The sequence below is a fragment of the Adhaeribacter aerolatus genome, assembly GCF_007991635.1.
GTDB lineage: Bacteria > Bacteroidota > Bacteroidia > Cytophagales > Hymenobacteraceae > Adhaeribacter > Adhaeribacter aerolatus.
The window spans coordinates 1-24,025 of the sequence record NZ_BJYS01000006.1 but is presented as its reverse complement, the minus strand read 5'-3'; the positions used below and the strand labels follow the sequence as shown (position 1 = coordinate 24,025).

21 protein-coding genes and 1 pseudogene are annotated in these 24,025 nt (G+C 45.7%); 9 read left to right on the top strand and 13 right to left on the bottom strand.

Features of this window, described 5'->3' with window-relative positions:
- Positions 1-9 precede the first annotated feature (9 nt).
- From AAE02nite_RS05735 to AAE02nite_RS05715, 5 genes are all read right to left on the bottom strand, one after another.
- Positions 10-1,371, bottom strand: coding sequence for a M23 family metallopeptidase (locus AAE02nite_RS05735; RefSeq protein WP_246150819.1), 1,362 nt, complete (start codon positions 1,369-1,371; stop codon positions 10-12).
- Positions 1,372-1,916: 545 nt separating this feature from the next.
- Positions 1,917-3,470: a M20/M25/M40 family metallo-hydrolase gene (locus AAE02nite_RS05730; protein WP_146895845.1), complete on the bottom strand. Its 1,554-nt coding sequence runs from the start codon at positions 3,468-3,470 to the stop codon at positions 1,917-1,919.
- Positions 3,471-3,872: 402 nt separating this feature from the next.
- Positions 3,873-5,432 (bottom strand): aldehyde dehydrogenase (NADP(+)), encoded by a 1,560-nt coding sequence (locus tag AAE02nite_RS05725; protein ID WP_146895843.1) that lies wholly within the window; start codon positions 5,430-5,432, stop codon positions 3,873-3,875.
- Positions 5,433-5,720: 288 nt separating this feature from the next.
- On the bottom strand, positions 5,721-6,557 hold the full coding sequence (locus tag AAE02nite_RS05720; RefSeq protein WP_146895841.1) for a fumarylacetoacetate hydrolase family protein: 837 nt from the start codon (positions 6,555-6,557) through the stop codon (positions 5,721-5,723).
- Positions 6,558-6,752: 195 nt separating this feature from the next.
- On the bottom strand, positions 6,753-8,477 hold the full coding sequence (locus tag AAE02nite_RS05715; protein ID WP_146895838.1) for an IlvD/Edd family dehydratase: 1,725 nt from the start codon (positions 8,475-8,477) through the stop codon (positions 6,753-6,755).
- A 329-nt stretch (positions 8,478-8,806) separates the two neighbouring features.
- On the opposite strand from AAE02nite_RS05715, the gene AAE02nite_RS05710 reads away from it, so the two are divergent.
- Positions 8,807-10,555 (top strand): M28 family metallopeptidase, encoded by a 1,749-nt coding sequence (locus AAE02nite_RS05710; RefSeq protein ID WP_246150818.1) that lies wholly within the window; start codon positions 8,807-8,809, stop codon positions 10,553-10,555.
- Between the two features lie 196 nt (positions 10,556-10,751).
- Here AAE02nite_RS05710 and AAE02nite_RS05705 read toward each other — a convergent pair whose 3' ends face one another.
- The 4 genes from AAE02nite_RS05705 to AAE02nite_RS05690 all read right to left on the bottom strand — a co-directional run bounded on the left by AAE02nite_RS05705 (position 10,752) and on the right by AAE02nite_RS05690 (position 13,474).
- Positions 10,752-10,973, bottom strand: a complete 222-nt coding sequence (locus AAE02nite_RS05705; RefSeq protein ID WP_146895836.1) for a hypothetical protein — start codon at positions 10,971-10,973, stop codon at positions 10,752-10,754.
- Between the two features lie 43 nt (positions 10,974-11,016).
- The gene (locus AAE02nite_RS05700) at positions 11,017-11,424 is read right to left on the bottom strand and encodes a VOC family protein (RefSeq protein ID WP_146895834.1); all 408 of its coding nucleotides are present in this window, start codon (positions 11,422-11,424) and stop codon (positions 11,017-11,019) included.
- A gap of 802 nt (positions 11,425-12,226) precedes the next feature.
- Complete coding sequence (locus AAE02nite_RS05695; RefSeq protein ID WP_146895833.1) at positions 12,227-12,790, bottom strand: CAP domain-containing protein; 564 nt, start codon at positions 12,788-12,790, stop codon at positions 12,227-12,229.
- A gap of 369 nt (positions 12,791-13,159) precedes the next feature.
- Positions 13,160-13,474 (bottom strand): hypothetical protein, encoded by a 315-nt coding sequence (locus AAE02nite_RS05690; RefSeq protein ID WP_146895831.1) that lies wholly within the window; start codon positions 13,472-13,474, stop codon positions 13,160-13,162.
- A gap of 680 nt (positions 13,475-14,154) precedes the next feature.
- Between AAE02nite_RS05690 and AAE02nite_RS05685 the strand changes: the two genes are divergently transcribed.
- Together AAE02nite_RS05685 and AAE02nite_RS05680 are read left to right on the top strand one after the other, a co-directional pair.
- On the top strand, positions 14,155-14,352 hold the full coding sequence (locus AAE02nite_RS05685; protein WP_146895829.1) for a hypothetical protein: 198 nt from the start codon (positions 14,155-14,157) through the stop codon (positions 14,350-14,352).
- A 714-nt stretch (positions 14,353-15,066) separates the two neighbouring features.
- Positions 15,067-15,300, top strand: coding sequence for a hypothetical protein (locus AAE02nite_RS05680; protein ID WP_146895827.1), 234 nt, complete (start codon positions 15,067-15,069; stop codon positions 15,298-15,300).
- A 190-nt stretch (positions 15,301-15,490) separates the two neighbouring features.
- Here AAE02nite_RS05680 and AAE02nite_RS05675 read toward each other — a convergent pair whose 3' ends face one another.
- Positions 15,491-15,925, bottom strand: a complete 435-nt coding sequence (locus AAE02nite_RS05675; protein WP_146895824.1) for a nucleoside deaminase — start codon at positions 15,923-15,925, stop codon at positions 15,491-15,493.
- 399 nt (positions 15,926-16,324) lie between these two features.
- Between AAE02nite_RS05675 and AAE02nite_RS05670 the strand changes: the two genes are divergently transcribed.
- Complete coding sequence (locus AAE02nite_RS05670) at positions 16,325-16,525, top strand: hypothetical protein (RefSeq protein WP_146895822.1); 201 nt, start codon at positions 16,325-16,327, stop codon at positions 16,523-16,525.
- 145 nt (positions 16,526-16,670) lie between these two features.
- Here AAE02nite_RS05670 and AAE02nite_RS05665 read toward each other — a convergent pair whose 3' ends face one another.
- Both AAE02nite_RS05665 and AAE02nite_RS05660 read right to left on the bottom strand, forming a co-directional pair.
- Positions 16,671-17,117, bottom strand: coding sequence for a hypothetical protein (locus AAE02nite_RS05665; RefSeq protein WP_146895820.1), 447 nt, complete (start codon positions 17,115-17,117; stop codon positions 16,671-16,673).
- Positions 17,118-17,367: 250 nt separating this feature from the next.
- Entirely contained in the window at positions 17,368-17,835 is a 468-nt protein-coding gene (locus AAE02nite_RS05660; protein ID WP_146895818.1) for a hypothetical protein, read from the bottom strand.
- 217 nt (positions 17,836-18,052) lie between these two features.
- Between AAE02nite_RS05660 and AAE02nite_RS05655 the strand changes: the two genes are divergently transcribed.
- Positions 18,053-18,625, top strand: coding sequence for a 3'-5' exonuclease family protein (locus AAE02nite_RS05655; RefSeq protein ID WP_146895816.1), 573 nt, complete (start codon positions 18,053-18,055; stop codon positions 18,623-18,625).
- Between the two features lie 46 nt (positions 18,626-18,671).
- Here the strand turns inward: AAE02nite_RS05655 and AAE02nite_RS05650 are convergent, their stop codons facing one another.
- Positions 18,672-19,271 carry a hypothetical protein gene (locus AAE02nite_RS05650; protein ID WP_146895814.1) on the bottom strand — a complete coding sequence of 200 codons (600 nt, stop codon included), beginning with the start codon at positions 19,269-19,271 and terminating at the stop codon, positions 18,672-18,674.
- Positions 19,272-19,466: 195 nt separating this feature from the next.
- Here AAE02nite_RS05650 and AAE02nite_RS05645 point away from each other — a divergent pair, with 195 nt between their 5' ends.
- The 4 genes and pseudogenes from AAE02nite_RS05645 to AAE02nite_RS05630 all read left to right on the top strand — a co-directional run bounded on the left by AAE02nite_RS05645 (position 19,467) and on the right by AAE02nite_RS05630 (position 23,668).
- Positions 19,467-19,736 carry a hypothetical protein gene (locus AAE02nite_RS05645; RefSeq protein ID WP_146895811.1) on the top strand — a complete coding sequence of 90 codons (270 nt, stop codon included), beginning with the start codon at positions 19,467-19,469 and terminating at the stop codon, positions 19,734-19,736.
- Positions 19,737-20,033: 297 nt separating this feature from the next.
- Positions 20,034-20,873 (top strand): annotated as a pseudogene (locus AAE02nite_RS05640) (IS630 family transposase); the annotation flags it as partial.
- A gap of 22 nt (positions 20,874-20,895) precedes the next feature.
- Positions 20,896-21,963: a glucuronyl esterase domain-containing protein gene (locus AAE02nite_RS05635; protein WP_146895807.1), complete on the top strand. Its 1,068-nt coding sequence runs from the start codon at positions 20,896-20,898 to the stop codon at positions 21,961-21,963.
- Positions 21,964-22,396: 433 nt separating this feature from the next.
- The gene (locus tag AAE02nite_RS05630; protein WP_146895805.1) at positions 22,397-23,668 is read left to right on the top strand and encodes a dicarboxylate/amino acid:cation symporter; all 1,272 of its coding nucleotides are present in this window, start codon (positions 22,397-22,399) and stop codon (positions 23,666-23,668) included.
- The last annotated feature ends 357 nt before the right edge of the window (positions 23,669-24,025 follow it).

The window sequence follows — 24,025 nt, the reverse complement described above, 5'->3', positions numbered from 1 at the left end:
CAAATTAAATTACGATTGATCTTGTAATAACCAACCATAGCTGCCATCGGCTAACTGAACCAACCGGAAAGTATCGTAAACGGCTACGATGGCCAGCGTTGAATCTTTTTTTGCCAAAGCAATGGCCGGGGCCAGGGTATCGGGCAACTCAACCAGTTCCACATCGGTTTTTAGCTTTTCGGTGCGCAGCGGTTTGGTAATGCTTTCGAGGCTACTCTGGGGCAGGTAGCCGGTTAAGCCGCTCGGCAATTGTACCCGGTACCAATTACCCGCGCCACCCGTTATTTGCAGAGCGGTATTTTTCGGCAGCGTGGTTACCGCAGTTGCTTTAGCCGAGGGCGTTAACCGGAGGGTACTATTATTTTTAGCTGTACGCCCCCACTTGCCCAATTGTTCCTCGGGCACCTGTACCGGCGTAGGTTGCTGACGAATATCGTTAATAAACGGAAATGGATCTACCGCTCCCTGGCCGAAAGCGTAGACCCCAAAATGCAAGTGTGGTACGGTGCCTCTGGCATTACCAGTATTACCTACCAGACCCAGGGTATCGCCAATATTTACCTGCTGCCCGGCCTGTACCAGTTGAGAATCCAAGTGGGCGTAGTACAAACTTTGCCGGTTGTTAATATCCGATAGCCACACCACTTTGCCGCCAATTGGTGTAGTACTTACCCGGCTGACAAAACCCGGGGCGGCGGCCAGCACTGGCGTACCCCGCGGGGCAAAAATATCCACTCCTTCGTGCTTTCGCGCGCCTGCATCTCGTTCGGCTCCCCAGTAACTCTGAATAGCCCGGCTGTTTTTACCTTTTACGGGGAAAGAGAGCGAGGGCCTGGTTACAATCGTAATGGTATAGCTGCCGCTGCGCAGCAATTCCGGTTGTACGCGCACCAGGTGGGGCATGGTGTCGGCTACCCGGTATTCCAGGCTTAAAGAAGTGGTATCGGCGGCGGCTACATGTTTGGTTTCGCAGGGCGATGTCTGGCTTAGTTCGAATAAATCAATAAATAATTTAATATCCTGCTGCGTACGGGTATTTACCTTAATATGAATCAATTCGCCGTGTTTGGCCAGAAAGCTGTAACTGCCGGCGGTTGGTTTGTCAGCCCGGAAATAAGCTGTCTCCTGAAAAGGCAAGCTAACCTGCACCGAATCGCGCAGCGCCCGCTGACCGGCCGTTAGCCAGGCTTGTCCCAAAGCCGTCCGGTCTAATTTAGCTTCCCGCAAACCATGCTCGTAAGCCTCGTAAGGGGTTCGTTTCTGAAAAATAGTTTTAACAGCTTCTTTGCCCCCGCAACTGGCCAGGAATAAAGTTAATAGTAGGAAATAAAAGGTTGGGCGGATTACCCGGGTTATATTATTTAAAATCATAAATGCTTTCAGGATTCTTTAACTCCGTATTCTTCAACAACACATTTACCAGGCAAATAGTTGGCCGGAATGTCTGGTAAAAGTCAGAGAAAATAATACTTGTTTAGCATCCGGATAAATGTTTGAAGTTTACTTACGGCTGATAATAACAACGGATGCACTGGGAGCCGGCTTATACCAAATCGCATAAACCAGCTGCCATAGGTTAAAACCTCACAGGTCCTAAATACTTGTGAGGTTTGTGCAACCAGGATAACCGTAGTTCTGCTATGGAAGAGCGTTGAAGAAATTTGGTATTAGGGAGATTGTAAGCTAAATACGCTAAAGTACTTGCCATTAATAGGTAGAAAAAACCGAAGAAGCATTAACTGGAATTTTATAAACTACAAACTGATGGAAAAACAATCTTTAAATTATTAAAAGTGGGATGCACCAATGGCTGTATCCATTAGTACACTCCTCATTTAATTTTTGATGAAGTACTATTAAGTCTAATAATTAAGGTTCGAAGACGAATGCTTGTAATCCTTTGAGGCTGCGCTGTATTAGTTTAAGCCACCCCTGCGGGTAGGTTTTGCGGGCACGGGCCATTTAGCGGGTTCGCCGGTTCTGACATTAATGGGTAAAACGCTTTTCTCCCGCGATGTCTTATTCGGGTCTTCGCTGGCCATGTAGGCGAGGATAGCCGTTAGGATTGCATTGTTGCGGACATCATCGAACACGATTTTATCGTAGGTATCGCGGTTAGTGTGCCAGGTATAAGTGCCGTAAGACCAGCTTAACGAACTTAAGGAAAAGGCCGGTACGCCCGCCGCTACAAACGAAGCGAAATCTGAGCCACCCGTGCCGGGAGTGCCCGGGAAACTGGTTTGGATCTGAGACCGGATGGGCTGGGGTACTTCGGTTAACCAGCGGCCTACATATTCATACGCATTTAAAAATCCTTGTCCCGAAATGTTTACCACCCGCCCGGTTCCGTTATCCTGATTAAATACCGCCTGAATATTGGGTATCATTTCCGGATGGTCTTCCACAAAGGCCCGTGAACCGTTTAAGCCCTGCTCTTCGCTGCCCCAATGCCCCACTAAAATAGTACGCTTGGGATTGGGATATACCTTTTTCAGAATGCGCATAGCTTCCATCATGGTTAAGGTACCGGTACCATTATCGGTAGCCCCCGTACCACCATCCCACGAATCAAAATGCGCCGATAGAATAACATATTCCTCTGGTTTTTCGGTGCCTTTAATTTCGGCAATAGTGTTAAAGGCAGGTACCACTCCGTTTTCTTTCGACTCCGTGTGCACCTTAATTTTTGGTTTATGTCCGGATTCTGTTAGCCGGTAAAGCAATCCATAATCTTCCAGAGAAATATCTACCGTTGGTATTTTTTTGGTGAAGGCACCAAATATTTTATTTACCCCAAAACCATTAGACCAGTTTGATTGCACAACACCAGCAGCACCCGCTTTTTCCAGAGCAACCGGTAAGGTACGAGCCGTGTAGCCGGTTTTACGCAGGCGTTTCTGCCAGGCTTCGGTTTGCACCGTGCGTTGCTTCTTCATTTTCTCCAACGATTCAGGGGTGGCAAATTCCTGCCAGTTGTAATCTGGCCGGCCGGTAGGCTGGTGCATTGAAACCAGAACGAATTTTCCTTTTACCGCCGGCATCCATTTCTGAAAAGCCAAAGAATCCGCTACCTCCGGAATAATGATTACTTCGGCTGTTACCGCTTTTTTCATGTTTGGGCTCCAGGCTAATTGCATGCCTTCCAGGGTCTTGGTCCGGGGGTACACCATATCAATATGCGAGGTTCCTCTTTCCCAACCGCGCCACTCTCCCCATTTTTCGGTACGGGCCGCTATGCCCCAGTCCGTATACTTAGCCACGGCCCAATCATTGGCTCTTTTCATTTGGGGTGTGCCTACTAACCGGGGGCCAATCACATCCATTAACTCGTGGGCTAATTTTTCTAATTGTGAATTCTCCTGCGCCTCTTTTATAATGTTGTTAACCACCGGTTGGTTACTTTGGGCAAAAGCGAGGCTTCCGTTTAATATAAATGCGAGAAAGAAGAAAAATCTAATTTTTTTTATCATGTTATCTGATGCGGATTTTTATCCTGCCAAATTACAGAATTAATAAAAGCTGTTTACAGCGGCTTGCGCCTTTATCGGATTAAAAATTGATTTTTGAAAAACAGCCGTGTCTTAATTCAGGCCAGCTAAATTTTCGACTTGAATTATTTGAGCCACGCACCCGAAGGAGAAATAATAGGACTCACCAGTTTATGGCTGCCCGCTAAAATTATTGTTGTAATATTATTAAATAACCTCGGATTTATGTGACAGGCGTTACGCAAGACAAAGACCTGGTCGAATAAATTATAGAAAAATCAATTATTGTCCTTCTGGAAACCCTTAGATTTTCAGAAGGACAATAATTGATTAGAAATTGATTAGATGATACCGCTTAAATAAACTTTGCGGAACAAGGGTTATCTAAACCGACTCCTGGGTAAAAGCGCCGTTGACTTTTCGCCAGATGTTTAAGGGATTGGCATTTTGCAGGGCCGGGGGTAACAATTGTTCTGGAAAATCCTGGTAGCAGATGGGCCGCGCAAAACGGTAAATGGCGGTAGTACCCACCGAAGTACTGCGGGCATCGGTGGTAGCGGGGTAGGGGCCGCCGTGCACCATGGCGTGGCCGACTTCTACGCCCGTAGGATAACCATTCAGGAGTAAGCGGCCCACTTTGCGCTCCAGTACACTAATTAATTCGGAATATTCCTGTAAATCTTCGGGCGTGCCGTGGATGGTAGCGGTTAAATGACCGTGCAGATTACGGGCTATTTCCAGGAGTTGCGCTTTGGAATCGGCCGTAATAATTACCGACGACGGGCCAAAAACTTCTTCGGCCAACTCGGGATTGGCTACAAAGGTGGCAGCATCGGTTTTTAACAGATGGGCCGCACCGGCACAACTATCTTCAGTGGCCGGGCCGCGGGCGATTACCTGCACATTGTTGACGCTGCTTAGTTTTTGCACTCCCTGGTCGAAAGCATTTTTAATGGCCGGCGTAAGCATGGTGCCGGGTTGCACGGCGGCTAATATTTCGCCGGCTTTTGTTACAAAGGTGTTTGTCTCGTCAGAAGAAAGCGAAATAACCAAACCCGGATTGGTACAAAATTGTCCGACACCCATGGTAATAGAATTAACCAAACCCTGGGCCAGCGCCTCCCGACGTTCTCTTAAGACACCGGGTAAAACAAACACCGGGTTGGTACTGCCCATTTCGGCGTAAACCGGAATAGGCTCCGGTCGGCGCACCGCTGCATCATAAATGGCTTTGCCGCCCCGGAAAGAACCGGTAAACCCAATAGCTTTTATCAGCGGGTGCTGTACCAGCGTCATGCCTACCTCTACCGATGGCCCGTGGATGAGTGAGAATACACCCGTTGGCATATTTGTAGCGGCCGCAGCCCGCAAAATGGCCTCGCCGACCAATTGCGAAGTGGCCGGGTGCGCCGGGTGGGCTTTGGCTACTACCGGACAACCGGCGGCCAGGGCCGAAGCAGTATCGCCGCCGGCAACCGAGAATGCCAGCGGAAAATTACTCGCCCCAAAAACACCTACCGGCCCCAACGGAATTTGCATGCTCCGGGTATCGGGTTTGGGCAGTGGCTGGCGGTCGGGTTGCGTGGTTTCGATGATGGCCTGCACCCAAGACCCTTCCCGCAGTAATTCGGCGAATAATTTTAACTGGTTTACGGTACGTCCCCGTTCCCCCGTCAGGCGGGCTTCGGGCAAGCCGGTTTCTTCGGCGCAGGTTTTTAGCAGCGCATCGCCAATATTCATTATTTCTTCCCCAATCTTATCCAGAAAAGCGGCTCTTTCCTGCGGTGTTTTAGCGCGGTAAGCTTCAAATGCTGCTTCAGCCGCCTCTACCGCATTATTTATTTCTTCGGTAGTAGATTCGGTGAACTCCTGCGTTAAGGCTCGGCCGGTTTTTGGGTTAATGCCGAAAAAAGTTCTGGGTTTGGTATTTTGTGTTACAGTCATAATTTACGCTTATGTATACTTCTGATCGGAAGTAGTATTTCAAAATAATGTTAAGTGGCCGGATCTTTTCTTCTGATGTCCACTTCTGGCGCAAGTCTGAAGCGAAGCGTGACTTTTGCCTATAAATTTGCAAGTCTAAAGACTTGCGAATATTTTACCTTGAATTTCGCCTGTTAGGTATAGAAAAGGAAGTCTTTGCCTTCCGGAAGTCAAAGACTTCCTTTTATCAAAAGGTCCAGGTTACGCTTCGCTAAACTTGAACCAGCGGGTGCTAAAATAGTCAACACCTTAAGCAACTTTATTTATCAGGGTGCCAATCTCATCAATGGAAATCCGGATTTCGTCGCCGCCGGCTAAAGTAAAATCAGAAGGCGGAATAATGCCGGTGCCAGTCATCAGGAAACAGCCGTACGGGAAAGAACATTCGCGGTACAAAAATTCTACCAGTTCGTCGTGGGATCGCTTAATCTGGTCTATCCGGATGCTGTCGGTAAAAACGGTTTTGTCTTGGCGGACTATTTCCAGTGTAATATTTGTATCCGGCGAAATGCGGGTGGGAGGCACGAAAATGCCCGGTCCTAAGGCAGCGCTGCGGTCGTAGGTTTTGGCCTGCGGCAGGTACAACGGGTTTTCGCCTTCGATGCTGCGCGAACTCATGTCGTTGCCAATGGTATAACCGCTGATGGCTCCCCTGGAATTAATAAATAGGGTCAGTTCCGGCTCCGGCACATTCCAGGTAGAGTCTTTGCGGATGTTTACCAAATCGCCGGAACCAACGGTGCGGGCCGCAGTAGCTTTAAAGAATAACTCGGGCCGTTCCGCATCATACACCTTATCGTAAAAGTCGCCACCGCCGCTGGCTTTCGATTCTTCCATGCGGGCGTCGCGGCTGCGGTAATAAGTAACCCCAGATGCCCAGACTTCCTGTCTTAAAATCGGCGGTAACAGTTCTTCCCGAAGTAACTTTTCGGCATTTGTAATGGGTTTGTTGCCGTTTATTTCAGACTGCAATTCCTGGTAAAGGTTTTCCTGGTTCAGCAGCCGATCCCAATCCACTTCCAGGGTCAGGTAATATTGATTTTCGTGTTCCAGCAGGATACCACTTTTCAAACGATATAATTTCATAACTACGTTTAAGACTTTTTAAGTGTACGACACTTTGTTATGGGTGAGCAAGAAAGCTTGCAGTTGATAACAGCGTAAGGCTCATTATTATTTTGGCTCTTGATGTCCAAACCTGTTATTCAGCAGGAAACTTGTTAGTAGGCCACGAACAAGTTTCCTGCTGAATAACAGGTTTGGTTGCAATTTATATTTAAACTAATGGGAGTCGCGGGGAACAGCCGAACCGGAATTACCAACGAGGTAATCCATATCGGCGCCCTGGTGGGCTTGCTGTACGTGGCGGCAATATAAGCCTACGTAACCGCGGTCGGTGTGCGGCGGCGGTGCTACCCATAGTTCGCGGCGGGCGGCCAGTTCATCTTCCGAAATATCGAGGTGCAGGTGGCGGTTAGCTACGTCCACTTCTATCATGTCGCCGTTTTGAACCAGTGCCAGCGTCCCGCCAATCGCCGATTCGGGCGAAACGTGCAGAAATACCGTGCCGAAAGCCGTACCGCTCATGCGGCCATCCGAAATCCGGACCATATCCGTAACGCCCTGGGCTAATAATTTCTTCGGCAGGGCCATGTTACCGACTTCGGGCATACCCGGATAACCCCGTGGACCTACGCCTTTTAGCACCATTACGCAGGTTTCATCAATATCCAGGTCCGGATCGTCGATACGGGCGTGATAGTCTTCGATGCTTTCGAATACCACAGCGCGGCCCCGGTGCTGCATCAGAGCAGGAGTGGCCGCCGAAGGTTTGATGACGGCGCCATTCGAGCATAAATTACCTTTTACCACGGCCGTGCCACCGTGTTCCAGAATTGGGTTTTCAATCGGGAAGATTACCTCGCGGTTGTAGCAAACGGCATCTTCAATATTTTGGCGGTGGGTTAAGCCATTTATGGTTTTTACATCCAGGTGCAAACGCTCGCCCAGTTCTTTCATTACCACCGGCACGCCGCCGGCATAATAAAAGTCTTCCATCAAAAATTTGCCCGAAGGCATCAGGTTTACTAAAAACGGAATGTGGCTGCCAATGCGGTCAAAATCTTCGAGTTCCAGTTCTATGCCCACGCGGCCGGCAATGGCCAATAAGTGAATAATAAAATTGGTGGAACCCCCTACGGCCGCATTTACCATAATGGCATTCTCGAAAGCCTCGCGGGTTAATATTTGAGAAGGACGTAAATCTTCGCGCACCATTTCTACGATGCGGATGCCGGCCATGTGGGCCAATATTTTGCGGCGGGCATCCACGGCCGGAATAGCCGCCCCGCCTGGTAACGTCATACCCAACGACTCGACCATACAAGCCATGGTAGAGGCGGTACCCATGGTCATGCAGTGGCCGCTGCTCCGGGACATACAGTTTTCGGCGAGCATAAAATCCTTCAGGGTAATTTTGCCGGTGCGCAAATCATCGCTGAACTTCCACACATCGGTACCCGAACCAATATCGCGGCCCTGGTATTTTCCATTCAGCATCGGCCCGCCCGAAACTACCAAAGTCGGAATATCCACACTCACGGCTCCCATCAGGGTAGACGGGGTAGTTTTGTCGCAGCCGGCCAGCAGAATAACGCCGTCCAACGGGTTGGCCCGGATAGATTCCTCTACGTCCATACTGGCCAGGTTGCGGTAAAGCATAGCTGTTGGGCGCATCAGGGTTTCGCCGAGGGAGGTAACCGGGAACTCCAACGGAAAGCCGCCGGCCTCGTATACGCCGCGTTTAACCCGTTCGGCAATTTCGCGGAAGTGGGCATTACAAGGCGTCAGCTCCGACCAGGTGTTACAGATACCGATTACCGGGCGTCCGTCAAATTCGTGGTCGGGCAGGCCCTGGTTTTTCATCCAGCTCCGGTAAATAAAACCCATCTTATCGCGTTTGCCAAACCACTCGGTGCTGCGTAGTTTTTTTTCAGAATTTTCCATCAAAAGAACTTTTTAAGGCGGCCGAAGCCTTTATATAAGGTGAAAAAGATAAAACTTAATTTATCGGGTTGGCTGGTCAGGTATATGAAATGATTCATACCAACTCCCGCCGGAAACCTATTTCGTTTACCGGACTATCCCGCCGCGGTAATTTAGTAAATTATAAATTAGGGTAAAGAGGAAAATGCACGATTGTTTTACTCAACGCTGCGGTTGTTCAAGCATCGGATATTTTGGTTAGGGAAAGCGGATGTTTTAAACTTATTTTGTAAAATTTTGTAGGAGTAAAAAGGCATGGCCGCTAACCTGTTTTTAAAAATATAATTTAAATGCAATTACTTTCAAATCGCTCAATCAAACCAACAAAAAATAGATTTACCGGGAAGGCCTTTGCCGGGGCAATATTCTTTTTATGCAGCCTGGTATTTTCTTTACCCGGCCAGGCCCAGTACCATAAGCAATTAAAAGCCAAAGAAGTAAAGCAGGCCATAAGCGGGGTAAATCCGGAAGCTATTAAAGCCCACATGACTTTTTTATCGGATGACTTGCTCGCCGGCCGCCGGCCCGGTAAACCTGGATTCGGCATTGCCGCCCGTTATATGGCGGCTCAGTTTGAAGGCCTGGGTTTGCAACCCGGTGGCGATAATAATACTTACTTACAGGCCGTTCCGCTGCGCTCCGGCGTAGTAACCGAAGCCCAGAGTGCTTTTAAAGTAAACCGCAACGGACAGGAGCAGGCTTTAACCTATTTAACAGATTTTGTACTGCAACCCAATATGGGTCAGGCGCAAAGCCAGGTAAGCGCGCCGGTGGTATTTGTGGGTTACGGCGTTTCGGCTCCCGAACTCGGGTACGACGATTACGCCAATCAGGATGTGCGGGGTAAAATTGTAATGTACCTGAGTGGCGCGCCCGCTAAATTCCCGAATAACGAAAAAGCTTATTTTTCATCGCCGGCAACTAAAAACGCTACCGCAGCCCAGAGAGGAGCCGTGGGCGCTATTATGGTAATAGCCGCCGGCGAAAACAACGCTACCTGGAACGCCTATGCCAAACGCGTTCGCTCGGGCAGTACCTGGTGGGCAGGTCCTAATGGCACTCCCAATACATACCTGCCGGAACTGAAGGGCCTCGCGGTTGTGTCGCAGGGCGTAGGCGATAGCTTTTTTGCGGGTACCGGTACCAACCTGTTGCAAGCGGCCGCGGCGCTAAGAGATGGTAAGCCTGCTTCGGTTAATTTGCCGGTTTCGGTAAGCTTAACTACCAGCACCAAATATTCCGATATTCCGAGCCATAACGTAGTAGCTATTTTGCCCGGCAGCGATCCGCAATTAAAACATGAATACGTGGTTTACGCGGCGCACCTCGATCACTTGGGCCTATCCACCCCCGTAAACGGCGACTCCATTAACAACGGGGCCCACGACAATGCTTCGGGTTCGGCGTTTTTAATCGAAACTGCCCGGGCTTTCAAAAGCCTGCCCAAAGCACCCAAACGCTCCATAATATTTTTGTCGTGTACCGGCGAAGAGCTGGGCTTGCAGGGTTCCGATTATTTTGCCAGTAACCCCACCGTACCCGCTGGCAGTTTGGTAGCTAATTTAGCGATTGATATGCCGTTTTTCTTTTACCCGCTCCGCGATATTATTCCGCACGGCATCCAGCACTCCAGCTTGCGCGGCCCGGTAGAAGCTACCGCCCAATATTTAGGCCTCAAAATTACCCCGGACCCGGCTCCCGAAGAAGTAGTATTTACGCGCAGCGACCATTACAGCTTTATTAAGAAAGGCATTCCGGCGCTGTTTATTAAAGGCGGCATTATTACCGGCGACCCGAACAAAGACGGTGCTAAAATTATTGCGGATTGGCGCAAAACCATTTACCACAAACCGCAGGACGACATGAACCAGCCGTTTGATTTTAACGCGGCGGCCATGCACGTAAAAACCAATTTCCTGATTGGTTACCTCACCGCTAACGAATCTAAACGCCCCACCTGGAATAAGGGTGATTTCTTCGGCGGCAAGTTTGGCGAAAAAAATAAACCCGAAACGGAAAAAGAGGACAGTGGCAGTTAAAATATTTAAAAGAACGCCGGCTTTTAGCCGGCGTTTTTGTTGTTAACCAGTTAAATAAATGCGCTTAGAAGTGTTGCTTAATAATGAAAGGCCTCCCGGTAAAAATAGCGGTTCTTAGTCGCAGAACTACTTACCATCAGCAAATAATTGCTATTCTAAAAATATTGCCTGTTAGGGTTGATTTCCTTGGCAATATTTAATCATCAGGCAGGACTTCGGCTTTAAAACCGAAGTCCTGTAATAAATTGATGAGGGCCGCGGGCTGAATGTAGCCGGAATCGCACTTTACGCGCAATATTTTATCGCAATCGTCCAGGTCGAAATTGGCTTTATAATTTTTGAAAAGCCGGTGAATCTGGTTCAGCAGCATGTGGGCCTGACCGGGGTGATGCACATTGGTTTTAAAAACTTCTACCATTTTCGTTACTGTTTTTAATCTCTAAAAAATAGGCCGAACCAGTTTAACCCTGTTGAATGGCATTCGCGTCCATGTACATAATTTCCCAGAGGTGGCCATCTAAATCCTGGAAGCTCCGGCCGTACATAAAGCCCTGGTCGGTAGTAAAGTTAGATTCCGTGGCGCCCGCCGCAAAAGCTTTATCTACGAGTTCATCTACCTGGGCCCGGCTATCAGCCGATAGACAAACAATTACTTCGGTGGTGCGGCCGGTATCCGCAATTTCTTTCTTCGTAAATGTTTTAAAGAATTTTTCAACCAGTAGCATCACGTAGATATCTTCGCTGATTACCATGCAGGTGGCGTCTTCGTTGGTAAATTGTGCGTTGAAGCTAAAACCGAGCTTCGTGAAAAATGCAACAGACTGGTTAAGGTCTTTAACGGGTAAATTCACAAATATTTTAGTAGCCATTTTTTTGGGTTTATAGGTAAATAAATAATTCGTTTTTTCCGGTTCTCATTTTGGACCTCATAATTGTATAATTGGTCAACACTGCCATCGGCGCCTTGCCTGGTGGCGGGGTAGATAGCTGCAAAAATTTTGCGTTCTGGTTAAACGGTTTTGGCAAGCGCTTACGGGGCTCGACAAAAGTTTGGGTAATATTTTAGGTGGCAGTGCCGGTCTCTTCCAATATATTAACTGTTTTTCATAAGTTCTATATTAAGCTTTTCGCGATATTCCGGTAAATAAAAGTTTCATTAATTCTCTTGAACTCAGACTGCCAACGGTATTTGGCCTTTATTTCTTTTCAGAAAAAATATCTGTCTGATGGTTTCAAAGGTATCGCAATCCTTTAAGTTAAAGCGGGGGTGTTTCCGACATTCTGCGTGGGAAATTGCGACAGTACGCTAAAAAGGAGGAGTTTAAAGAAATATTTACCGCAAGTTTTTGTTTTGGCGGGCCAGGATACAAAATTTGTACTCCGGAAGTACCGGTTGGTAAAACTTTGCCTGACCGTTTAGAATATTATTTTAAATTAAAGGCGCTGGCTAGCAGTAGTTTATTTGCTGCCCAGGATATGGAGTTGATACGAGACCGGTTTAGATTGTATTATCCTTGCTTGTACCCGGCCGGCAAAAGACTCGCAATAATGACCTGGGTTCAGTACCTTTTTTAGACAGGCAGGAATCCGGCAGTAAACTAAATCGTAACTGTGCCTGCTGCTATAATGGGAGGGCGTTACTGGTTTGACTTTTAGAAAAGCCACTGGGTTTTAATTTTTATTAGCCAACAGGGGTTTACCGGTCATGAAAACAACGGCATTATACACGTATTTGCCATCATAAATGGTGTGAATGCCCACCCTGGTAAACTTAGCGGTGGTTATAATATGGCGATGTCCTGCGGAATTACGGTAACGGGTAAATATTAATTGTTCCAGGCTTTTGTAGGGCTTTATGGCCGCGGCCAGCGGCTGATTCTTCATGCCGGCTTTGGCATAGCAGATTTCGGCACAGGATTCGCCGGCGGTTGGTACGCCCACGGCTTTTACCCGGTCCCGGATTAAAGGGAAGCGACTGTTCTGGTGCAGCTTATTAACATCATCGCCGCGGTTTTTAAATTTCTTTTTAATATAATTATCGAGCACCTGCAGCCGGGCGGCCTCTTCCAGTCCGTAATCGTAAGTAACTTGCGGCAAGCCCAAACTAGTTCTGTAATTATTCAGGTATTCTAACAGAACAGCATTATTTTTCTTGTTGTATAAATTATATCCGCCGGAGGCAGAGGGTAGCAACGGTAGAAGTACTAATAAAGCGAGTGCAAGGCATTTTTTCATGCTGCGGGAATAATTGCTTAACCTAAATAATAACGGGTATTGTTAAAATAATTTTAAATGAAACGCTGGGGCTAGACTTTAATTATACTGGTAGGAACTATTTAAAATTCTGGTCCGGAGCATTCATCACAAATCTATTTTGAGGAGACGTCACCAGCTTCCTGAAACAGTTCAGCGGACAATTAAACCACCTTGCTGATGGAATAAGTTTTGCAAGCGGGTATAATTACGTCGCAGTCAGGCGGGGAGATGCTTTTAATTATTAACTTGTTTTTTAAACGGATAAAAGCAGCACGCGTGCCAAAAAGAAGAGGTACCCGTTGGGGGCACTTCTTTCCTGTTTTTTCAGCCACTGAAAGGCGTTTTCTTTTAAAAGTTCAGGTATAATTCTTCTTCCCGGTTAAGGCTGATTCCGGCTTTAACCAACTCCAGTTCCTGCTGAAGTTTGTGGTTTAAATTTCTGGCTACCAAATATTGCGATAAGTTATCTTTTATATAATTACTCAGGTTCAGCAGTACTGCCAGGTCATCCCGGGTTACGCTTTGTTTTTTTACCAACTCCAAACCAGCAGTAATGTACATCAGCTCGGGATACCTTTCAGAATGCGATTCAACTGTATCGGCCAGCTTGCCGAAAATATAAGCTATATCGGTAACGTTTTCTTGTATTAATAATGTTGCCATGTGCTATGGTGTAATTGCTTTTGCTCTTTTAATCCTACTAACAAATAACTTTCCAAAATTACGGACTTCCTCTTTTTTGTAAAAATTCCATCGCTTGGCAATTCTAAGAACATCTTTACTTAAATAAAGAATTTTAGGATTGTCTGGGATCTGATGTTGTTTTTCTATTTAATATAAGTCAATCAGAAGCACTACCTTATTATTGGGATTTATGCAGAACGGTACAATAAGCCTGCACAGAAAGCCGGGCTTAAATAAATTTGCTTTAAGCTTTCTAATAGCAGCTACCTGCCAGCTTATTAAAAATAGGTGAAAGTCGGTTCTTCTAAAAGGCGTTGTTAAAGTGAACTTAGCGTACGCGAGAGATAATCAGGGTATTCAGGGATTGGTAAATATATAATTTAAGCAGGAATATTTTTACTACAAAAGTGGGGCATTAAACGTGGGAGGTATATAAGTGCAAAACAGTAAAGCTTGTATTTAAGTAAGGTTCAGGGTTTATTTATTTGTGGTATTGGCTGTTTATTGATTTTTAAATTCTGTTATTTTAAAATAATAGAGACTTAATAGAGAGTAAATTAATAAAATATTATAATTTTCTAATATTATAACAATTTGTATTTTATTAATTATAAAGTTTTACATATGTTTGTCTGGTCATTCAGTTTGAGCTTTATTAAATGATTAAAACCTTTATGTCGTTTTTGAATAAAAAGAAGGAACCCCATTTGTTGGTTTGCCTTTTTATCTGGATTTTTATAGGTCTGGAATCGCATCTTTGGTGGCAGACCAGCTTTCACGGCGCATCTGTACTAACAGCTCTGGTGGGTTATTCGCTGCTGTTCTATGTTTTGCCCCGTTTAACGGGTAAAGCTTAGCTGCAACCTATAGATAATTTGTGTTGGCAGAAATATATTTTAGAAGGAAGCCAGCCATTGCCGCTATCTTTATTTCTTTATAAAAGGTTTGTTTTTGGCGGGAATAAGAGAAGTGAAAGTTAAAAGCTAAGGCAGCCGGAAATATTCCTGATAAAGAAGTACTTGGGTTAAGATACCTGGATTTAAGTTATTAGCAGTAGCGATTGATTAAGAATTTAGCCGTCTGATATATTCCTATACCAGACCAGCCCAATTAAGCTAAAAAGGAATAATGCCATGCAAAGTTGCCTTTAAAAATAGCCTGACAAAGGTATCTAAGTTATAATCCTATACGTTATAAGCTAAATCAGAAGTGCCGGGAATTTTTTAACTTAAATTTACTTACATTGATGAAAGGTAAAAGCTTCATAACAAAGCTGGAGAGTATTGGATCGCTTACCCAAATTATCTGGGCTATCTTGGGGGGGCTCTTGTTGGTTTATGTCTTGTTAACTTTTTCTGATTCTTTATTGCCGAATAATAGCAAGGTGCTAAACTGGGGCAAGGTAGACCTGAAAAGCCAGTTGCCTTGATTAAATATTCCTTTTTTAGGGAGTGCCGGAGTGTCTTAAAATAGATGCATCCGTATCTTATTGAATGTAATAAATCAGAAATTGAAATAAACTGATTTCATTTTTCCAAAGCTGCCGTATAAGGTGGGTATAACTTTAGCTTATGGATACGACCAAATTACTCATAGTTGCCTGGAAAAAATTGCCGCCCCCGAAAGAACATCCCGAAGACCGGATCAAAATATCGGTTTCCCCGGAAGAATTAGAACACCAGGAGGAGGTGACGCTTAGCGGCAATCCCAACACCGCTGGCCTCGGCGAAAGCACCCACCAGATAGAATTTTACAAAAAAGAACAAAACGGAGAAATCATCTGGGAAGTGGGCAATATTACTTAAAAGCCTTACCAGTAGCAGTACTTTTGGTCGTTTTAAGTTCTGTTTCACTCCGATAAACTAAAAATAAAGGGCTTCTCCAGCTTAAAACCGTACTTTCATTATCAGGTTTAACCAAACATTTGAACGACTCAATAATTCAATAAAACACCTTTGATGGAGAGTTGAAAGCTGCCTGCTGGCATCGTCATTATCATAGTTCCATGATATCCTCGTGCCACAACTGAGGCTTTTCCCGAATAAAATCCTGCATCATGGTAATGCATTCGGCTAAGTTTAGGTCAATTACTTCTACGCCGTGGGCTTCCATAAATTCGCGGGCGCCGCTAAAGGTCTGCGACTCACCCACAATTACTTTGGGTATTTTAAACTGCACAATGGTTCCGGCACACATGTAGCAGGGCATTAAGGTAGAGTAAATAACCGTATCGCGGTAACTGCCAATCCGGCCCGCATTATATAGACAATCCATTTCGCCGTGCAGAATAGGATTGTTTTCCTGTACCCGTTTGTTATGGCCCTGGGCTATCAGCTGGCCATTTTTTACCAGTACCGAACCGATGGGAATCCCGCCTTCACATAATCCTTTCTGCGCTTCCGCAATGGCCACCTGCATAAATTCATCCATTATTATGTTTTTTAAGCTTAACCCCAATTAAACTCTGATTTAGCCCGGACGGTTGCGGTTAACTTTGTTCTACCTAAAACATTTGACCCAATTCGGCAAATAACTGTTCCTTTATAAGTGATTTTAGCAAGGCGGCATGTAGGCTAATATCTTTAAAAATACGGACACTAACCTCGGTTCTGAGTAGCAGGGTAAAAAAAACAAAGGTTTCAGGAAAATATAGACGAACTAAATGATTGCGGTTAATATGGGAAAGCAATCAGCGGAAAAAACACCGGTAGGTTTTAGGCTTGGGGCGGAAAATACTTATATAGCAGATTAACTACTTAATTTATAGTGGCTTGTTGAACCCGCGGGGCAAAAAGAAGGTACCTAATTCTATAACCAGAATAATAGCTCATGGTGCTAAACAGTAAAATATTCCGTCACATTGTTTTTTACGACCTGAATAAAGAACATCTTTTGGAGCAATACCGCAGTCAGTTTATTAAATTTGAAAGAGAAAATTTTGTCGGTGATTTCCCAACCTGGTCTGCTCCAACCGCAACCAGTGCCTTTATAAATAATAAAGAGGCGGCCTTTACCGTTAATTTTGCCTGAACCGAAAAATACCAGATTGAAGATACAAATCAGTCAGGCTCCTAATCCCGGAAATCAACTTTCCTATAATGGGGTTTATGACCCTGACTGATTTTATATCAAACCTTGATTCCTGATTAGTTTATTATTCGAAAAACTTTAGGTTTTATTTGCGGGTAGCCTGAAGCTTGTAAACCACCAAGCCGTCTGGTTCCTGCACCTTGGTTTGGCCATTTAATTTTCCGTCTTTAATGGTCCCGGTCATTTCAAAAATATAAGTGCCATCCTCCAGCTTTACTTCGCCGGCATATACGAATTTATCGCCATTTACTTCGGCTTTTGTTATTTTGGTGGGGGTTTCCTGCTGCAGTTCGTTTATCAGAATACTGCCTTCGTAGCCAGCCGGACCGTTGCCGCGTTTTACCGTCAGCACGCCGGAAATGGGTTGCCTTTCGGTAGGCGTCATGGTGAACTCCCATTTGCCTTCCAAATCGGCCAGCAATTTTGAGGCATTAACCCCAGGAAGATTTAGGTTAGCACCAACGGCCGAGCCGGCGCTAAAAGACAAAGCGGCGAAAACAGCCAAAACCAGTACGGAGGTAAGTTTTTTCATAAATATTTTTTCGTGAATACAGTTAATTACTTAATCGTTGATATTATTGATTGTGGAAGATAAGATAAAAGTCATTGCGTAAATAAGCTGCAAAAAAGAACAACACTAAGGGTTAAAATAATAGTGCTGTCTTATATCAGGAAATAAATGCCCATAACTACTCCGAACAGGAGAAATAAGTGAAACGGAACAAAACAACCGCTGCCAGACTACAATAACATCAATAAAATACAGGTTAGGTTAAATTATATTACTTACGGGTGGCCGTAACACTAAAAACAACAGGACCACTATCGGTTCTTACTTTATTCTGGCCCGTCATTTTATTACCTCTAATAGTTCCGGTCATTTCAAAACCATAGGAACCCATCCGGGTTTGCACCTCGCCAATGTAAGTAAATTTTTCGCCTTGTATTTCGGCTTTGGTAACTTTGGTTTGGGCTTCGTAATCAATGGTGCTTACCGATATCCAGCCGGTGTAGCCCGCCGAGCCGCCCCGCTGCACCATTAATACGCCCGAGAACGGATCCTGATCGGGGTTGCTCATGGTGTAATCCCATTTTCCTTCCAGGGTAGTTCGTTCGGCTGCTACCGGTACGCTAGCAGCTTGCTGATTGGCGGTGTTGGTGGCCGCGATAGTACTGGGCCTTACGCAGCCCGTTATAAATAAAAAGGCAGTGGCACCCATGATGGCGGTACTACTTTTTAATAGCTTCATTTTAATTTAATTTTTATCTAAAGGTAAAATCTAAAAATTTAATTATACAATTCCAATTTTATCGGAATGAAGTTGCCTAACGCGGACTCTTTTAGGTGTAAAAAGTTTATTTGCTGGTATAATGGAAGCAGGAGCTTCCGGTAATATTCTTCAGCATAAATGGGTATATTCTTTTTGCGCGTAATATCCAAAAGGCCCTTAAAAGAGTATAAAGGGCATGCACTACGTTTCCATCGACCTCGAAACCACCGGAACCAATCCGGGCAGGCACCAGATTATTGAATTTGGGGCCGTTTTAGAAAATACGAACAAAGATACCGACCTGCAGAATTTGCCGCGTTTTAAACGGATTGTAAAACATCCGGAATATACCGGACAGGCCTTTGCCTTAAATTTGAATGCCCGGATTTTTCAGGAATTGGTACAGCCGTCGGGGGCAGCCCAGGTGTGCGAAGCACCGGAACTGGCTCCGCAGTTTAAAGATTTTTTGTTAAATAACGGCTACGAAACCGATGAAGAAAAAAGCTACGTGCGGATAATTGCGGCCGGCAAGAACTTTGCGGCCTTTGATTTGGGTTTCCTGAATAATCTGCCGGGCTGGCGCGAGCATATCCGGATAAGCCAGCAGATTCTGGACCCGGCCATGTATTATTTAAATTTTAAAGAAGATCAGAAAATGCCGTCGTTGGAAGAATGTAAAAAACGCGCTGGTTTTGAGGATACCACGGTTACACACGATGCCCTCGACGATGCTTTGGATGTGGTGCGGCTGCTCCGGCTACATTACTAAAGCAAAGATCTGGCGCACAGGTTAGCCTTATTTAGATTTTTAAATATTATTTTCTGAAAGTATAACGGAACGAGATGCTGGGCCGCAGACCGTTAATAATATTATACCGTTTTTCGGCACCCCGGTGGGTAAAACCTAGAAAGCCTTTTCGTATATCGCCCGAAATAGTAAAAGGTAATTTTGGGAGTTGATATTCGGCCCCTAATACCCCCATCAGGGTTGTGGTGTTGGCAATAATCGATTTCTGCGGGTCCGGGTTGTTTGGATTTGTATTTGGATTAGAATTTAGGTTGCGGGGATACCTGTATACGTCGAAATTTAAGCCGGTTCCGGCATACCACTTCACCTGCGGGGCATCAGATACCGGAAAATGCCGCAGCACCGCCAGGTTGCTGCTGAGGATGTTTCGCCCGCCCGGCGTTAGATTAAACTCCAGGGCGGCCTTCGGCGAAACAAAATATTTAATACTTAAACCTTTGGGATTGGCGAAGGCCGAGCCGATGCCGGTTAGCTGAATACCAATAGCCGTTTTATAGCTATTATGAGTTAGCGGTTTATCTGTAGTGGTTTGGGTAGAATCCTGGGCAAAGCTGCTAAGGTGTATAAGCAGGAACCCTACCACGGCTCCTGATAATTTTAATTTCATGGTTTTAAATATAAATGCGTTCCTTTATAATAAGAGCCGGTTTTGGGGCGGAGGGTTGCATCGGGGGCATATAATAATTAGGCAGCGTAAAAGCTTAAGTTATTTGGTTTAAGTCCGGTAGTTGCAGCGCAAGCCAAAAGTAATTACCTTATCAAAAAAAAGGCCGAATTTAAACACTTCTGGCTGTTCCATTCTATGCATAAAATATACTTAACTTGTTTCCGGATACTGGTAGTGGGGCTGTTTTCTTTCATAGGTAGTACCCAATTGGCCCGGAGCCAGGGTATTAATATCAACTACGAAGAAGAAAAAGTTGGCCCGTATACCTTGCCGGATCTGCTCCGGCTGCCGGATGGTTCGGTTGTAACCAACCCCCAGCAGTGGGAAACCCAGGTCCGCCCGCATACCCTGGCCTTATTTAAAGAACATATAGACCGGGACAGAACCTATCGGAAATTGATGTAAGGATAGTAAAAAAATGCATTTGTTTCGTAAAGAGTATTATCCGCAAATTTCAGGTTTATTGTTGCCAATGAAACGCAAAGAGATAAGTGAGCCAGAGCGGTTGAGCCGCTTTGTACAATCCTTTGACAGCCATAGCCAAGACTTCAAGGGCCTTTGTCTGCAGTTAATCGGGACAGGCCAAAGCCTAGAGTCAGTGAGCGCTTTGACGGGCGTGAGTTGCTCTACGCTTTATGAATGGATAGGGCAGTGGAATGAAAAAAAGAAGTTGGCTTAGTCAACTGCCAGGGCCAGGGAGGAGGGGCTAAGCCACGCTTAAGTAAAGAGCAGAAGTTGCAGTTCAAGCAGTTGCTGCAAAGTGAATGTGCCTTTTACACCATTGGGCGGATGCGCCAACTGGCCCAGGCGCATTTTGGGGTAAACTACGGCCGACGACAGATGCTGCGTTTGGCCAGGCAGTTGGGTATGTACTGCTATAAGCCTCAGCCACGGGACTACCGGCAGCGGGATGGTGCCAGTTGCCGACTCAAGGAGCGCATACAGGCGGTGGCGGATGTACTAGGCATGAGAGGCCGGGACTTGAGCAAGCTGTGTATCGGTTTTGCCGATGAGAGTTCTCAGCAACTCTATGGCAACACGGCCAGGCTATGGTCATTTGAAAGGGGGCTTGTCAAGCAGGTGAACACAGAGAAGAAGAAACGTAATTGCTTTGGCTTCTATGCCCTGATGGGCTGCAGCGTACTTAACTTTATTGGCAAGGGGAACCAGCAGACAATGAGGCAGATGCTCCAGGCCATACGAGCCGCCAACCAGCAGGCAGAGACGATAGTGGTAGTGTGGGACAACCACCGTGCCCACCTAACAGCATCGGTGGAAGCCAAAGCATGGGAGTTGGGAATAGTGTTGGTGAACCTGCCGCCCTACTCCCCTGACCTCAACCCGATAGAACGCATATGGAAGCAAGTAAAGAAAGCCATAAGTGAACAAACCCTTATCAAGACGGTGGAGCAGTTAGAGGAAATTATTAATTCTACTTTTGCAAGTTGTTGCACCAAACTCTCTTTTGCCAAAAGCTGGATTGAAAACATCTATAATCCGGTATTCGAAAATTATCCTATACCTATTTCCGATAAGTTATGACGCATTCTATATTTACGGGCAGATGCCGGATAAACCGGCGGGCATGCGTTTTAAAGTCAGAAATGAAAATAAAAATGCCCTGGGCGGATTAGCTACGCGCAAACAAATTACCATTTATTTTACCCAGGCAGTAGATGCCCCCAGCATGGAAGTTTTGCTGTATCTGCCCAATCATGTTTCCGGTCCGGTACCTGCTTTTGCCGGCCTTAATTTTTCCGGTAACCAAAGTGTGCACCCCGATAAAGGAATATTTATGTCGGACCGCTGGATAAACAACAACCAGAAAGGAATACAGCGTAACCGGGCCACCGAGGCTTCCCGGGGATCGCAGGCGAGCCGCTGGCCCGTAGAAACCCTGCTTAAAAATGGTTTTGCCCTGGTAACAGCTTATTACGGCGACCTGGAACCCGACCATGCCGATGGTTGGCAAACGGGCATTCGGACCAGCCTGCAGCAGGAATTAAACCTGGCCCCGGATCAATGGGGAGCCATTGGCGCCTGGGCCTGGGGCATGAGCCGGATAATGGATTACCTGGAAACTGAAAAGAGAATTAATTCCAAACAAGTAGCTTTAACAGGTCTTTCGCGCATTGGTAAAGCTGCTGTTTGGGCGGGCGCTAACGATGCCCGGTTCGCCTTGGTGGTATCCAACGAATCCGGCGAAGGTGGCGCTGCCCTGGCCCGGCGAAATTACGGCGAAACCATTGCCCAGTTAAACCGGTCTTTTCCGCATTGGTTTAGTCCCGCTTATAAAAACTACAACCAGGCCCCTGATAAGTTACCCGTAGACCAGCACCAATTGCTGGCCCTCATAGCCCCCCGGCCTTTGTATGTATGTAGTGCCGCCGAAGACCAATGGGCCGACCCCCAAGGTGAATTTTTAAGTGCCGTCCACGCTGGGCCCGTTTACCAGCTTTACGGGAAAACAGGCTTGGGAACGGCCCAGATGCCCGCTATAGAAAAGCCGGTAGGAGAAACCATTGGTTATCATATCCGCACCGGCAAGCACGATATTAATCTTTACGATTGGCAGCAGCACCTAGCCTTCGCCCAAAAGCATTTCAGAAAGAAAGCCAAGCCAAAAACCTGATAAGTGCTGGTGCTCCGCCCCATTAAAAATTAGAAATCATGAATTGAAAAATTTAAATAATCGGGATAATAATATATTGAGGGCTTTCGCATAGTTATGGGAAAGCCCTCTTTGGAGGGTTTAGGGTAAGATTTAGAAAGATAAATCGAAAGTTTTGCGGCAGTTCTAATATTAATTAACATAGGACTTTCGCAAAATGATTTTTTAACATTGTAAATCCTCCCCCTTGCCCCCTCCGAAGGGGGACTTTGGATAAATTTGCGAAATTCCTGTAACAAATAAATTTTCTAAGAATTAGGTTGTAGATGCATGAGAAGGTTGGCGGCGAAAACCCCAATAAAAACCTTGAATATTATTCCTGATAAAAGAACAAGCCCACAACAATTTGATAAATTTACTCCTGGTAATCTCCCGATAGCGGATTGACAACTACATGAAACGCGTTTACAAAAATCTTACATTCCAGGTGCTAGTCGCCATTACCCTCGGCATTTTAGTGGGGGCATTTTTCCCGGAAACTGGGGCTAAAATGAAACCAATCGGCGATGTTTTTATCAACCTGATAAAAATGGTAATTGCCCCGGTTATTTTTTTAACCATTGTGTTGGGCATCAGCAGCATGGGCAACCTGAAAAAAGTGGGCCGGGTAGGGGGTAAGGCGCTGTTGTATTTTGAGGTGGTAACCACTTTTGCTTTGGTGATTGGGTTGGTAATTGCCAACGTAACCAAGCCTGGCGTAGGACTGGCAGTAAATAATTTATCCAAAGGCGATATTAGTGCTTACCAGAAAGGCGCTCAGGAAATAAACTGGGTAGAGTTTATTACCCACATTGTACCCGCCAACGTGGTAGATGCCTTTGCCAAAGGCGATATTTTACAGGTGCTTTTGTTCTCAGTGTTATTTGGGATAGGACTATCCAAAATGGATTTAGCCGGCCATTCGATCATCACCACCTTCGAAAAGCTATCCAAAGTATTTTTCAATATTTTAGCTGTGGTAATGAAACTGGCACCATTTGGTGCTTTTGGTGGTATGGCCTACAGTGTTGGTAAATTTGGGCTGGCTACGCTTATTCCGTTGGGTAAGCTCATGCTGTGCGTATACGCCACCATGTTCCTGTTTATTTTTGTGGTGCTTAATTTAATCTCCCGGCTGTACGGCTTTAGTTTGTGGCAATATTTAAAGTTTATAAAAGAAGAAATATTAATTGTGCTGGGTACCTCTTCTTCCGAATCGGTGCTGCCGCTGATAATGCGTAAACTCGAACGGTTTGGCTGTTCCAAATCGGTAGTAGGCCTGGTGATTCCTACGGGCTATTCTTTTAACCTCGATGGCACTACTATTTATTTATCGATGGCTGTCGTATTTCTGGCGCAGGTTTTTGGGGTAGAGTTAAGTTTTTCACAGGAAATGGCTATTATAGGTATTTTAATGGTTACGTCTAAAGGTGCGGCAGCAGTTACCGGCGGCGGCTTTATTGTGCTGGCTTCAACGCTGGGCGCCTTAAAAGTAGTACCCGTAGAAGGCATGGCGCTCTTATTGGGCGTAGACCGGTTTATGTCGGAGGCCCGGGCCATTACCAACCTGATTGGCAATGGGGTGGCCACCATTGTGGTAGCCAAGAGTGAGGGTGAATTTGACCAGGTGCAGCACGAAATTGCCTTAGCGGGCGGCGACCTAGTGCCGGCAGAGGAAATAGCTTAATAATTATTGCCGGTAGTACGGGTTAATATAGTCTTATAAGACCGGGGGAGCGTGTGGTCGTTCGTTGGGAGGAGCTAGTCTGTAGATATTCTACCTGGAACTTGTTTCTGCACCCAACTAAAATAGCAAAGCAGGGTATTCTTTTTCATTATACTAATTTTTATATAGTGTATTCGATAGACAGGTTCAGTTGTCAGCAACTCCGGGTATATTGCAGATAAGCCGAATATTCGGTTTAGCTGCTAGTTAGGCGTAATTTTAAGAAGACTTGAAACGAGACAAGATCTATGAGGACTTACATTTTTCTTCTGACTTTTCAGTAGAAGATTGGAACGCTTTATTAAAACTAAAACTAGT